Origin of the sequence: Actinacidiphila cocklensis (genome assembly GCF_907177275.1) — a bacterium.
Lineage (GTDB): Bacteria > Actinomycetota > Actinomycetes > Streptomycetales > Streptomycetaceae > Actinacidiphila > Actinacidiphila cocklensis.
Genome location: NZ_CAJSLV010000046.1, coordinates 13,336 through 26,105 on the forward strand (window position 1 = coordinate 13,336; position 12,770 = coordinate 26,105).

The 12,770-nt window shown below is 72.5% G+C and carries 11 protein-coding genes; 4 read left to right on the plus strand and 7 right to left on the minus strand.

Annotation, left to right across the window (positions count from 1 at the left end):
• Window position 1 precedes the first annotated feature (1 nt).
• Genes NFU81_RS09460 through NFU81_RS09470 form a run of 3 tightly spaced genes read right to left on the minus strand, consistent with a single transcriptional unit; the run spans window position 2 to window position 2,186 of the window.
• Window positions 2-415 carry a DUF742 domain-containing protein gene (locus NFU81_RS09460; protein WP_251487394.1) on the minus strand — a complete coding sequence of 138 codons (414 nt, stop codon included), beginning with the start codon at window positions 413-415 and terminating at the stop codon, window positions 2-4.
• Entirely contained in the window at window positions 412-837 is a 426-nt protein-coding gene (locus NFU81_RS09465) for a roadblock/LC7 domain-containing protein (protein WP_251487397.1), read from the minus strand. Before NFU81_RS09465 ends, NFU81_RS09460 begins: the two co-directional genes overlap by 4 nt.
• Window positions 834-2,186: an ATP-binding protein gene (locus NFU81_RS09470; protein ID WP_251487399.1), complete on the minus strand. Its 1,353-nt coding sequence runs from the start codon at window positions 2,184-2,186 to the stop codon at window positions 834-836. The genes NFU81_RS09465 and NFU81_RS09470 overlap by 4 nt, the downstream gene beginning before the upstream one ends.
• A 265-nt stretch (window positions 2,187-2,451) precedes the next feature.
• Between NFU81_RS09470 and NFU81_RS09475 the strand changes: the two genes are divergently transcribed.
• On the plus strand, window positions 2,452-3,750 hold the full coding sequence (locus NFU81_RS09475) for an ArsB/NhaD family transporter (protein WP_251487403.1): 1,299 nt from the start codon (window positions 2,452-2,454) through the stop codon (window positions 3,748-3,750).
• Between the two features lie 11 nt (window positions 3,751-3,761).
• Here the strand turns inward: NFU81_RS09475 and NFU81_RS09480 are convergent, their stop codons facing one another.
• The 4 genes from NFU81_RS09480 to NFU81_RS09495 form a co-directional block, all read right to left on the minus strand.
• Window positions 3,762-4,973 carry an ROK family protein gene (locus NFU81_RS09480; protein ID WP_251487407.1) on the minus strand — a complete coding sequence of 404 codons (1,212 nt, stop codon included), beginning with the start codon at window positions 4,971-4,973 and terminating at the stop codon, window positions 3,762-3,764.
• Window positions 4,974-5,055: 82 nt separating this feature from the next.
• Window positions 5,056-5,676, minus strand: a complete 621-nt coding sequence (locus NFU81_RS09485; protein ID WP_251487409.1) for an ATP-binding protein — start codon at window positions 5,674-5,676, stop codon at window positions 5,056-5,058.
• Between the two features lie 394 nt (window positions 5,677-6,070).
• Window positions 6,071-9,259: a GH92 family glycosyl hydrolase gene (locus NFU81_RS09490; RefSeq protein ID WP_251487412.1), complete on the minus strand. Its 3,189-nt coding sequence runs from the start codon at window positions 9,257-9,259 to the stop codon at window positions 6,071-6,073.
• Window positions 9,260-9,498: 239 nt separating this feature from the next.
• A complete protein-coding gene (locus NFU81_RS09495) occupies window positions 9,499-10,137 on the minus strand; it encodes a helix-turn-helix domain-containing protein (protein ID WP_251487415.1) in 639 nt (212 codons plus the stop codon).
• Window positions 10,138-10,542: 405 nt separating this feature from the next.
• On the opposite strand from NFU81_RS09495, the gene NFU81_RS09500 reads away from it, so the two are divergent.
• The 3 genes from NFU81_RS09500 to NFU81_RS09510 are packed head-to-tail and all read left to right on the plus strand — an operon-like array spanning window position 10,543 to window position 12,658.
• Window positions 10,543-11,304, plus strand: a complete 762-nt coding sequence (locus NFU81_RS09500; protein ID WP_251487419.1) for a helix-turn-helix domain-containing protein — start codon at window positions 10,543-10,545, stop codon at window positions 11,302-11,304.
• A gap of 21 nt (window positions 11,305-11,325) precedes the next feature.
• Window positions 11,326-11,853 carry a hypothetical protein gene (locus NFU81_RS09505; protein WP_251487421.1) on the plus strand — a complete coding sequence of 176 codons (528 nt, stop codon included), beginning with the start codon at window positions 11,326-11,328 and terminating at the stop codon, window positions 11,851-11,853.
• A gap of 58 nt (window positions 11,854-11,911) precedes the next feature.
• Entirely contained in the window at window positions 11,912-12,658 is a 747-nt protein-coding gene (locus tag NFU81_RS09510) for a VOC family protein (RefSeq protein ID WP_251487424.1), read from the plus strand.
• Window positions 12,659-12,770: the final 112 nt, after the last annotated feature.

The window sequence follows — 12,770 nt, forward strand, 5'->3', positions numbered from 1 at the left end:
TTCAGGGGAGGGCACGGAGTCCAACGAGCAGCCTCTCGATGAGCGTTCGGTCGATCGCCTCGGCCTTGGGGACCGGGGACCGCGCGAGCAGGTGACCGCCGCCGACCAGGTCGGCGGCCAGGAAGACGGTGGCGCTGACCGGCAGGCCCAGGTGGGCCGCGCACTCCACCACGGTCAGCGCGCCGGGGCGCAGCAGTGTCCACAGCCTGCGGTGTTCCGGCCCGAAGTCCATCTCGGGCGGCCGCTGGTCGGTGGACACCAGCACGGTCAGCCGGTCGAAGTCGGCGGTCCCGCGCGGGCGTTCGCGGCCGCCGGTGGCCAGGTACGCCGGGACCAGGCGGCGGCCACGGCCGCCTGGCGTCCCGGGTTCCGGCGCGGCGGCAGCTCCTGAGGTGCCGGGCCTGCCGGGTGTCATGGCCGGCCGGCTGCGTCCGGCTCGCGGGCGGGTGCGCTCATCGCCCTGGCCAGCGCGGCGACCTGCACCTGCATCTGGTAGGCGATGTTGCCGAGTTGGGTGTCGGGTGCCGCGAAGACCGCGAGCGAGGTGTTCTGGCCCGCGGGCACGACGATGGCGAAGCCCTGCTCGGACTCCACCACGGTCTGCGCCAGGCGCGGCGCCTCGATCTCGGTGAAGGCGGTGGTGAAGGCGCGGGCCGAGGCGTGCAGGGTGGCGGTCATCGCGGCCACCCGCTCGGCGGCGGCCCGGTCCAGGCCGGGTGAGGACCCTTCCAGCAGGCCGTCGCCGGTGGCGATCAACGCGTGCTGGACGCCCGGGAGTTCGAGCAGCGGTTCCAGCACCCAGGCCAGGTCCTCGGCCATGGGTCGGCGGGTGGTCATGAAGGGTTGTCTCCTTGCTTGTCTGCTGCGGCGGTTCCCCCGGCCGCGGTCGTGCCGCTCCCTGCTGCGGACCTGCCGCTGCGGGTGCCGTCCTGGAGCGCGCCCCACAGCGCGCCCGCCTGCTCTGGTGTGCGCGCCACGGGCGCCTCCGCGGCCGGCGGCACCGGTGCGACGGGGCGTGCGGCGGCGGTTCTCGGGCTGCGGCGGCGGCGCGAGGGCAGCGGAGTGGCCTCGACCACCGTTCCCTCGTCGTCCGCCGGGTCCTCGGCGGGCCTGGCCGGGGCCGCGGTCTCGGCCGGGGCGGGCACCAGCACGGACAGCGTGTGCTCCTCGTCGAGTACCGTCAGCAACTCGGCTGGCACCCGCAGCATCGCGCGGACCCCGCCGTAGGGCGAGGACTCGACGTGGCAGGAGAAGCCGTACTGCCGCACCAGCCGGCCCACCACGGCGAACCCGGCCTGCGGCGGGTTGCCCAGTTCGGTCAGCAGCAGCACCTCGGGGCCTGCCAGCAGCCGCCGGGCGCGGGACAGCGTCTCCTCGTCCATGCCGATGCCGCCGTCGTCCACCACGATCAGCGCGCCGCGCCCACCGCTCTGCTGGATCGTCACCGGCACGGCGGTGTCGGGGTGCGAGTACGAGGTCGCGTTGGCGAGCAGTTCCGCGACCGCGATGGCCAGCGGTTCCGCGGCCCGTGCGACCACCGCCAGGCGCTGCTCGCGCAGGTGGTTGGACATCTTGATGCGGGCGTAGCCGGCCACCCGGGACTGCGCGCCGATCACGACCTCGGCGAGCGGCGAGTCGCTGCGGGCCAGTCCCGGCCAGGCCTCGCAGAGCACCGCGGTGGCCTGAATACGCCGTAGCGCCAGCTCGTTGCGGAAGTCGAGTTCGAGCAGCCGGGGGTCGTCCAGCTCGTGCTGGAGGTCCTGCAGCACGCTCTGCGTCTGGTAGAGCAGCGACTGCACCTTCGCGGTGGCGCCGCGCATCGCGGCCCTGGCGGCCGCGTCGACCCGGTCGCGCTCGCCCGCCGCGGCGGCGCCGGTCGCCGACAGCACGTCCCGCATCGCCTTGGCCAGCGTGGCGTTGGCCTCCTGCGGGTGCAGCAGGCCGGGGACGGGGGCGTGCTCGTGGGTCAGCGCGAGCACGGCGGCCGGGATGCGGTCGGTGGCGAGAAAGCGCAACTCCTCGATGGCGACCCGCAGTTGCTCCTCGGCGTTCTTGGCCCGCACCTCGGCGGTCTGGACGGTGGTGCGCGCCATCCGCACCAACTGGCGGTCCCGCACGTGTCTGAGGCCCGACCAGATGCCACCGACCACGGCGGCGACGAGAACACCGATGAATGCATAGAGCACGACGCGACCCCACCCTGGAACAGTCTTGAAGCGTGATTATGCCGTGGCGAAATCCCGCCACAAGGTTTGGCGTCAAAATTCGTCGCAGATTCGTGTGGTTCCGAAGGGTGGGGCACCAGGTCCGGATACCGGACGGTCACCGATCGACACGAAGGCGCCAAGAGGTGTCAAGAACGCGTGTAGATCGGGTAAGTTGGCTTGCGGTGTGCCGGGAAGTCTGGTCGGCGATGCGAGAGAGCTCTCTTCGTCGGCGGAAGGCGGTCCCATGCACGACTGGCACTCCTGGGCGGCCGTCGCCGTCTTCGCCGGCAGCTACGCGCTGATCATCAGCGAGCGGATACATCGGGTCGCCGCGGCCCTGGGCGGCGCGGGACTGATGCTGCTGGTGGGTGCCACCGACGACACCTCGGCCTTCTACTCGGTGGACTCCGGCATCGACTGGAACGTCGTCTTCCTGCTGATGGGCATGATGATGATCGTCGGAGTGCTCAGGCGCACCGGGCTGTTCGAGTACCTGGCGATCTGGTCGGCGAAGAGGGCCAGGGGGCGGCCCTTCCGGGTGATGGTGATGCTGGTGGTCATCACGGCCGTCGCGTCCGCGCTGCTGGACAACGTCACCACGGTGCTGCTGGTCGCGCCGGTCACCCTGCTGATCTGCGACCGGCTGGCGCTGCCCGTGGCTCCGTTCCTGATCGTGGAGGTCTTCGCCGCCAACATCGGCGGCCTGGCGACCCTGGTCGGCGATCCGCCGAACGTCATCATCGGCAGCCGCGCCGGGCTGACCTTCAACGACTTCCTGGTCCACCTCGCCCCGCTGGCCGCCGTGCTGGTGCTGGTGCTGATCGCGCTGGCCCGGGTGCTGTTCGGGCGGGAGCTCACCCATGACGCCGACCTGACCGCGGCGGTGATGGCCATGGACGAGCGCGCGGCCGTACGCGACCCGCGGATGCTCGCCCAGGGCCTGGCCGTACTGGCCCTGGTCGTCGCGGCGTTCGCGCTGCACCCGGTGCTGCACCTGGCGCCCAGCGTGGTGGCGCTGCTCGGCGCGGGGCTGCTGGTGGCGATCACGACCGTCGACACCGGCGAGGTCCTGGCCGAGGTCGAGTGGCCCACGCTCGCCTTCTTCGCGGGGCTGTTCGTGATGATCGGCGGCCTGACCGGGACCGGCGTCATCGCGCAGGTCTCCGACGCCCTCGCGAGCGCGGTCGGGGACCGGGAGGCGGGCGGTTCGATGCTGGTGCTCGGAGCCTCGGGGGTGCTGTCGGGGGTGGTGGACAACATCCCCTACGTCGCCACCATGGCCCCGGTCACCGCCGACCTCGTACGGCACCTCGGCGGCGGCTCCGGCGACGCCATGTGGTGGGCGCTGGCCGCCGGCGCGGGCCTGGGCGGGAACGCCACCGCGATCGGCGCCTCGGCCAACGTCGTCGTCCTGGGCATCGCGGAACGCGCGGGCAGGCCCATCTCCTTCTGGCAGTTCACCCGTTACGGCCTGGTCGTCACCGCCGCCACCCTCGGGGTGTCCGCGCTCTACCTGTGGCTGCGCTACTTCGCCTTCACCTGAGGGCCGCGCCCTCACGCCAGGGGCCGGCCCGAGCCGAGCGGGTCGTCGAGCAGCGGGGCCATGGCCAGTTCCGCCGCACCGACCAGCGGGGCGCGGTGGGCGAGCGCGGACCTGCGGTGGGTGTAGGGGGCGCGGCTGCGGGCCAGCCCTGTGGTGGCGCTGTACAGCTCGATCTGGTCGAAGGTGGCCTCGTAGATGTCCTGCAGCCCGCCGCCGAAGATCACCAGCCGGGGGCTCAGCACAGCGGCCAGGTTGCCGAGCCCGATCGCCAGCCAGCGGGCCGCGTCGTCCAGAGCGCGCACCGCCCGCTCGTCGCCGCCGGCCGCCGCCTCGACGACACCGGACAGCGAGTGGTCGTAGGGGACCTGGAGGCCGGCCGCCTCGATGATGACGTCGGTGCCGATCTCGGTCTCCCAGCAGCCGCGGGCACCGCAACGGCACTGCCGGCCCCGCGGGTTGACGATCATGTGGCCGATCTCGCCCGCGTAGCCGCGCTGCCCCGGCACCGGCCGCCCGCCGCAGAACAGGCCGCCGCCGACCCCCACGTTGGCCGAGATGTAGACGAAGTCGTCGTAGCCGCGGGCCGCTCCGCGGGCGTGCTCGCCGAGCGCGCCCAGGTCCGCGTCGTTGCCGACGGCGATCGGCACCTGTGACCAGGGCTGGGGCAGCCGCTCACTGAGGGCCGCGGCGAGCGGCTCGTCGGTCCACTGCAGGTTCGGCGCGAAGCGCACCAGGCCGTCCGCCCGCCGCACCAGGCCCGGCACGGCGATGCCGATCCCTGTGCAGTTCCCCGCGGCGGCGGCCGGCTCACCCAGCGATTCGACGAGGCCGGCCAGCCGGGCGACGGTCTCCTCGAAGGCGGCGGGGCCGTCGGTCGGCGGCAGCAGGGTGTGCTCGGCGAGCACCGTGCCGCCCAGGCCCACCCGCTCGGCCCTGATCCGCTCCACGCCCACCTCCAGGGCGATCACCTGGGCGCGCTCGGGAACGGGCAGCACCATCGGCGACGGGCGGCCGGCGGAGCGGTGGGTGCGCGGGATCTCCTCGCGCACCAGCCCCGCCCGGGCCAGGGCGGCGACCAGCGCGGCGGTCGTGCTGCGGTTGACGCCGGTGGCCCGGGTCAGCTCGGAGCGCGAGACGGCGCCTTCGGTGTGGACCCGGCGCAGCACCACGCTCAGGTTGTGGTGCCGCACCTCGGCCTGCGGAGGACCCGCGGGTACGGACATGGCGGCCTCCTCGCCGTGGGGGGTCGCGCGCGGACGCGGGTCGGGCGGCGGGGCCGCGGGGTGGCGCGGTCGGGCGGGGCGCTCAGGCGGGCGCGGGGCCGGCGAACTCGGCCCAGGCGAGGGTGCCCGTGGGGCCGACGTGGCGGCCGTGGGCCTGCGCGAGTGCCTGGACCAGCGCGAGGCCGCGCCCTCCGTCGCCGGGGTCGCGCTGCAGCGGGGACGCGCACGGGCCGCCGTCGGTGATCTCGACCCGCACGGTGCCGCAGGGCAGCCGCGACATGTGCAGGCAGACGGCGGGCAGCGCGTGGTTGAGTGCGTTGGTGACCAGTTCCGATATCACCAGCACGACGTCGGAGGCGGTCTCCTCCGGCAACTGCCAGCGGTCGAGCACGGCCTGCGCGGACCTGCGGGCGTCGCCGCCGGCCTCGGGGCGGTGCGGTAGCGGAAGGCAGCCGATCCCGGAGTCGGTGTCGGTGTCGGTGTCGGTTCCGGAGTCGTGGTCCGTTCCGGAGTCGGTGTCCGTTCCGGGGTCTGCGGCGGATTCCGTTCCGGCGCCGGATTCAGTGCCGCTGCGAGCGGGGTGCGGTACGCCGCCCCGGGAGCCGGCCGGCCACGCGAGGTGTGCCTGGCCGCGACCGGCCCACTTCGGCGAGGAAGCCGAGCGGACGGCCGAGGGTGCTGATTCGGGAGAAAGGATGCGCATGTCGGGTACCTGGGCATGTAGGCGGGTCCCGGTCCGCCGCCGGTCGGCGGTGGCTCGGCACTGGATGCGTGACGCTCTGCGTCGGAGCCGGTTTCGTCACCTCGTACGGGCGCGGTGGCGGCACATGGCCACGGGCGCGTACCACTACTGCTTCCGCCTGCGGCCTGATTTGTTGTCGATCACCACAATACGACTAATTACGAAAAACACACCCGCCTGACTGCCCGAATGTTCCGATCGAGCGCCCGAAAGGGCATCACCGCAGGTCAGCTCGGTACGGGCAGGCACGAAAGACAGCCGGCCCCCGCGTACCGGTGGGTATGTCCGTCCGGTACGCGGGGGCCGTCGGTCGCTGTCGGTGACCGCCCGCTGCGGTGGGTTCACCGCGACGCGGTCACCCGGCGTCCTCCGGGCACAGGTGCAGCGCCAGGACGTTGCCGCCGGTGACGGTCACGTGGACGCGGCCCAGCGTGCCGACGTCCCCGCTGTTGGCGACCCGGAAGTCGCTGCCGGCGTTCTCCCCGTTGTGGAAGGCCGCGTCGTCCAGCGTGAAGGTGGCGGTCTTCCAGGTGTCGGTGCCGGTCTTGGCCACCGAGGGCGACTGCTTGTACGCACCCGAGGTCGCGTCGTACTGCAGGCTCCAGCTGCCGGTGCCGTGGTCGTAGTAGTCGATGGTGACGGTCGCCTGGTAGGCGCCGCCGGGGACGATGGTGTTGTCGACGTCGAAGTACTCGAAGGGCGAGCCGTCGGTGGTGGAGCGCCCGCTGCGGCCGCCGAGGGTGACCGGCACGGTGTGCCCGTCGCCGTTGTCCCGGAAGCGCAGCCCGCACTCGGTGTCGGTGGCGCCCAGCGTGTCGCAGGCCGTCGCGGCGCCGTCCGCGGCCGGCACGGTCACCACGACCGCGCCGCCGGGCAGCGCCGTGCCGTCCGCCGCACGGAAGGCGACCTTCACCGGGTGGTAGCCCGAGGGCGTGTCCGCCGCGACCGCGACGGCGACCGGCACGGTGGCGCGGTCGGCGTGCCGCAGGTCGAGGGTGCCCGACGACGGGGTCACGGTGACCCCGGGCACGTCGGAGGAGGCGGTCCAGCGCACCGTGCCCGCGTGCCCGGCGAGGCCGGAGACGCCCACCGTCGCGGGCAGGCTGCTGCCGCCGGCCAGCACCTGCGTGCCGGTCGGAGTCAGGTAGCCGACCGCGGGCACCTCACCGGTGCGGTACGACGGCGGCGCCGCGTCGGCGCCGGTGGCCCAGCGGGTGTCGGGCCGGGTGGACAGGTCGACGTCGAGGGAGCCGCCGCGGGTCGCGAAGGACGCGGGCAGCGCGGTGGACTCGAAGTGCCGCCCGTCCAGCCGCATCCCGGTGACGTAGGGCGCGTCGTCCGCCGCCTTCGGCGCGTCGATCGTGATCCGGTGGCCGTTGCCGAGGCTGATCACCGCCCGCTTGACCAGCGGGCTGTTGAGCGCGAGCGTCGGGGTGCCGGGGGTGGCCGGCATCATGCCGAGCGCGGCCCACACGTATTCGGAGGACAGCGCCCCGTTGTCGTCGTTGCCGGGCAGCCCGTCCGGCGCGGTGGTGAACAGCTCGGTCTCGAACCGCCGGGTGACCTCCTGGGTCTTCCACGGCCGGCCGACGTAGTCGTACATCCACGGGGTGGTGGTGTCGATCTCGTTGCCCGCCCAGTCGTAGGGCGCGTTGCCGCCCGCGTTGAGCTGACCGAAGTAGTCGTCCAGGCGCGCGGCCACCCTGTCCTTGCCGCCCATCGCGGTGACCAGGCCGGCGATGTCCTGCTGCGCCGAGAAGTTGTACTGCGCCGCGTTGCCCTCGTCGTAGCCGTCCTGGCCGAACGCGCCGGCCGGCGGGGCCTGGAAGCCCGGTCCCGCGGGGAAGGCGCCGTTGTCGTCGCGCGGGCGCAGGTAGCCGGTGGCCGGGTCGAAGATGTTCTGCCAGTTGTTGCCGCGTACCGCGTACTCGGCAGCCGTCGCGCGGTCGCCGATCCCGGCGGCGAGCCGGCTGATGGTGAAGTCGTCGGTGGCCCACTCCAGGGTCTCCGAGGCGCCCTGCAGGCCGTGGTCGCCTTGCGAGGCGCTGTTGTTGGGCGCGTAGCCGAGCCGTACGTAGTCCTCGATCCCGGGGCGCTCCACCCAGCCCCAGCCGACCTTCTGCGACTGCGTCGCACCCTTCTTCATGATCGGCAGCGCATCCTTGACGTCCACACCGGTAGCGCCGAAGGCGACGTACTGCGCGAACAGCGGGACGCCGTTGTCGCCGTTCATGACGTTGCCCGTCATGTTCTGCGACGGCCACTTGGGCCACCAGCCGCCCTGCTGCTGGGCGTCCCGCAGCAGGGAGTTGGCCATGTCGCCGGCCTTGTCCGGGTAGAGCATCGTCTGCAGCGGGGCCAGCGAGCGGTAGATGTCCCAGTCGGAGAAGGTGGCGTACTGGGTGTGGCCGCGCGGGACCTGGTGGATGACGTCGTCGAACCCGATGTAGCGGCCGTCCACGTCGTTGAAGACACTCGGCGACTGCAGCGAGCGGTACAACGACGTGTAGAAGGTGGTCAGTTCGTCGTCGGAAGCACCGCCGACGGACACCTTGCGCAGGGCGTCGCGCCAGGCGTTCCCGGTCTGCGCCTGGACCTTGCCGACGCTCCACCCCGGTATCTCGGCCTCGGCGTTGGCCGCGGCACCGGACGTACTCACGTACGACATGCCGATCTTGGCGGTCACGCTGCGGTCGGTGCCGGTGTCGAAGGTGAGGTAGGCGCCGGAGCCCGAGCCGGTCGCGGTGCCCGCGCCCGGCGTGACGGCCGTGGCGCCGCTGCCGGTGCCGCCGCCGCGCTGCCAGGTGCCGTGGGCGGTGAACGGGCGGTCGAAGGTGATGTCGAAGTACATCGTGTACCGGCTGTTGTTGCACAGGCCGTGCGGTGTGGTGGTGCCGGAGATCTCGTGGTCGCTGACCACGTTCACCTCGGCGGCGTAGTCGCCGCCCAGGTTCGTCCCCGACTTGACCAGCACCTGGGCCGGCCCGCCGCCGGCCGGGTAGCCGAAGGTCGCGATGCCGGTGCGGGCGGTGGCACCGATGTCGACCTGCACGTCGGAGTCCTGCAGATGCACGTCGTACGAGCCGGGCGCCGCCTGCTCGTCGTCGTGCGAGAAGTGCTCGGTGCGCGCGGCGGGGTCACTGCCGACGTCGCCGGTCACCGGCAGCAGCGGGATGTCGCCGAAGGACGAGCAGCCGCCGGAGAAGTGGTCGAGGCTGAAGCCCTTGATGGCGGTGTCGGTGTATCCGTACCCGGTCGGCGCGGAGGTGGTGTCCGGGCTGAACTGCATCATCCCGAAGGGCGCGGTGACGCCGGGGAAGGTGTTCTCCCAGTCCACGCCCTTCTGGGTGCCGATGAACGTGTTGACGTAGGCGGTGGGGTCCGCCACGAGGGCGGTGCCGCCCCCGCCCCCGCCGGTCGGCCCCGCGGCCAGCGCCGACGGTACGGCCAGCAGGCCGAGCGCGGTCGCCGCCGCGGCGACGACGGCCAGGCGCCTGCGGCCGGGGCTGGCGGTGTCGCGGTGTTTCTCTCGGTGTCGGTACACGTGAGACCTTCCCTGTCACCCTGCACGGCTCTCTCACGAGGGCGGATGTTGTCAAATAACTCTCTTGACAACGTTGTCACCCCCACGCGCCCCGAGTGTTCCCCCACCCCTGAACCCCGTCAACCCCCCTCGCCCCACCCCGCGGAAGGCGTCTCCGGAGACCCACGCCGTAACCGCGGCCCCGCCCGCGCGAGGAGGCGCGGACGGCGCGGGCGGGGTGGCAGGACCGGGGCGGGCGGTCAGGTCGACGCCGCACGGCGGGAGCCGGAGTGCCTGCGTTCCAGGACGACGACCGGGCAGTTCAACGCCCGGGCGATCCTGGCCAGGTCGGCGGGGGTGGCGCTGCGCCGGCCGGACTCGACCTCACCCATCAACTGCTCCGAGATGCCGACCAGTTCGGCAAGCCGCCGCTTCGTCAGGCCGCTCTTCTCACGCGCCCAGGTCACGGCCTCCGGCTCCTGGTGCAGGCTGCGCGGACGCTCCCGCCTCCGCCCGCCCCGACCCGCACCGGACACCTCGTCACTGTCACCCTCGACCGCACACTCGGCCCACACGAGTTTCCCGACCCCCTCACGGCCGCTCACTCCCCAGCTCCCGCCGGTGAGCGCATCCACCAACGCCAGGCCGCGCCCGGACTCGGCGTCCGACGACGGCTGCCGCAACTCCGGCCTGCGGCTGCTCGCGTCATGCACCTCGATGAGCAGTCCGCCGTCGGGCAACGGCCGGAACCACGTCTCGACCAGGGTGTCCTCCGGGCCGTGCGCATGCCGCACGGCGTTGGTGACCAGCTCCGACACCACCAGTTCCGCGACGCCCGCCAGCCTGTCCATGCCCCACGCCTCCAGGTGCCACAGCAGCAGCCGCCGCGCCCAGACCACGCTGCGCGGGTCACGACGCCACCGGTACACCCGAGTTAGCGGCACGGCGCCCTGAACGCATTGACCACCACCCGTCGGAGCACCCACGAACTCGGTTGACTCTCCCGCCAATTCGAGAGCATCAGCCAGACGCGAGATGAACGAGTTCCCGCCGTCGGTGCTCAAGTAGCACGGCTTGCCGTCCTCACCCGTCCACGGCAGCGCCCGCAGCGGTTCCGGCCCGACTCCTCCCCTACCGCCGCTCACGTCGTGCTCCCGCGGGGTTCCTCACTGCATCGCATCGCTCATACCCCTAGACTGACGCCGAAATGTCGCCTCACGTAACGTCATTGGCGGTGTCGGAACGGCGACATCGGGGGCGTCATTTCGGTGCCATTGCCGCCGTCAGAGAGCTAGCGTGAACCCATGGCCACACCCAACAGCGCCCTGCGGGCGACCCGCATGGGCCTCCTCATGTCCCAGGACGACTTCGCCCGTGCCCTGCGCGAGGCCGGCCAGCGCGCAGGGGAGCCCAACGACGCGTCCAAGCGGCTCGTGCAGCGCTGGGAGGCGGGGATCTCCCTCTCGCCGCGACCGGCGTACGCGCGTGCCCTCGAAACCATCACCGGCCTGCCCATAGAAGCCCTCGGATTCGCACTCGCCGTTCCCCAGGCCCGCGTGAGCAGCGACGGCAACGGCGGCTACGACCTGGACAACCCGCCCACCGGGATAGCAGCCGTCCACGGCATGCCGACCACGCAACCGGCCCCACGGGGCAACTACTCAGGGATATGGCTCTCCCGCTACGAGTACGTCTCCTCCAGCAGGGACAACCAGGTCTTCACCGGCCTGCACCACGTGGTGATCCTCCAGCACGCCAACCGCCTGACCGTACGCAGCCTGCCCGGCTCGTCGGACTCACCGCTCACCATGGACCTCACCGCCGACGGCAACGTCGTCACCGGCACATGGGTCGAGCAGACGGCGGAGGAAGGCCACTACCGCGGCGCCCGCTACCACGGCGCCGTCCAGCTCCTCGGCGAACCCACCGGGCGCCGACTGACCGGCAAGTGGGTCGGCTTCGGCACGGAGATGGATGTCAACACCGGCCCCTGGGAGCTGATCTTCCATGACGCCTCCACCAACAAGGCCAGCATGGACAGGTACAACCGCCCCCCGAGCGCGTGACCGCCCGTTACCGTGGAACCCATGAGCGAACTGGCCGAGTTGGAGGAGTGGGTCACGCTCATCGATGCATGCGTCGAACCGCTCGCGAAGAGGCCGGTGGATCTCACCGACCCCGGCTGGGCCGAGAAGATGAGGAAGCGTCCGCATCCGCTGGACGAGGCCGGGGTCCGGCCGGAGGCCGAGGCGGCACTGCGGGAGGTGCTCTCCCGGTACGAGGAGGGCGGCGAGGACGCAAGGGTCGCGCTGCGTGCGCTTCTTGACCGGTGCGGCTCGTTCCGCTGGGCCACCTCGCTGCCCTACGAGCCCACGCAGCGGGGCTTCCGGCAGCGGCTGCTGGAGATCTCCGTCGAGGACCAGGGCATCGACGGGCGGGACATGATGGTCGGCCTGAACGGCCTGTCCGGGAAGGCGCGGGACGCCGGGGTCGACATCCGGCCGCTGCTGCGCGAAGTGGCCGCGCTCTCCAGTGACGTCGACGTCCAGGGGATGGGCTCCACGCGGAGCATCCTGCTCCGGGCCACGGAGATGGAGCCCCCCGCGCTGTGGTGAGCGTGCCGCACGGTGTGGGCCGGATGCCGTCGCGGAGCCGGTGCGTAGGATCGCCCGCATGGCGCTGCGACTTGTCCAGGTGAACATCAAGGCCGTCGACCACGCGGCGGTCGGGCGGTTCTGGGCGGACGCGCTCGGCTGGAGCGTGTTCAGCGGGGAATCGGGCCCGACGACCTACGCCGCCCCCGCGGGGGACCTCGTCTGGCCGCACCCGGAGGCCGTCTGCGTCGACGTCGTCGGCGTCCCGGAGGCCAAGACAGCGGTGAAGAACCGCGTGCACCTCGATCTGGCCAGCACCTCCGCGGCCCATCAGGCGGAGCTGGTCGCGCGCCTGAAGACGCTCGGTGCGACGCCCGCCGACGTGGGCCAGGGCGACGTGCCGTGGACGGTGCTCGCCGACCCCGAGGGCAACGAGTTCTGCGTGCTGGAGCCGCGGGAGGTCTACCGGGACACCGGGCCGATCGCCGCGGTGGTGGTCGACTGTGCGGACCCGCGGGCCATGGCCCGGTTCTGGGGTGCGGCGGTGGACTGGACCGTGCAGGAAGTGGCCGACGATTACGCCTCGTTGCGCTCCGCCAAGGGCACAGGCCCGTATCTTGAGTTCCTCCGCAAGTCCGACGGGAAGACCGTGCCGGACCGCGTCCACCTCGACCTGCTGCCGTACCCGGGGGACGACAAGGCGGCCGAGGTGGCCCGGATGCGCGCCCTCGGGGCCACCGACCTCGACATCGGCCAGGGCGACGTCCCGTGGACGTGCCTGACCGACCCGGACGGCCACGAGTTCTGCGTCCTCGCGCTGCCCTGAGGCGAAGCCCGAAGAGCCCCCGCGAACTCACAGGAGCCCGCGGGGACTTACCCGCGGCGCCCCGCCGAATGGATCGCCGCCAAGCCGCGGGGGAGCGCCGCCTCCTGCGGGC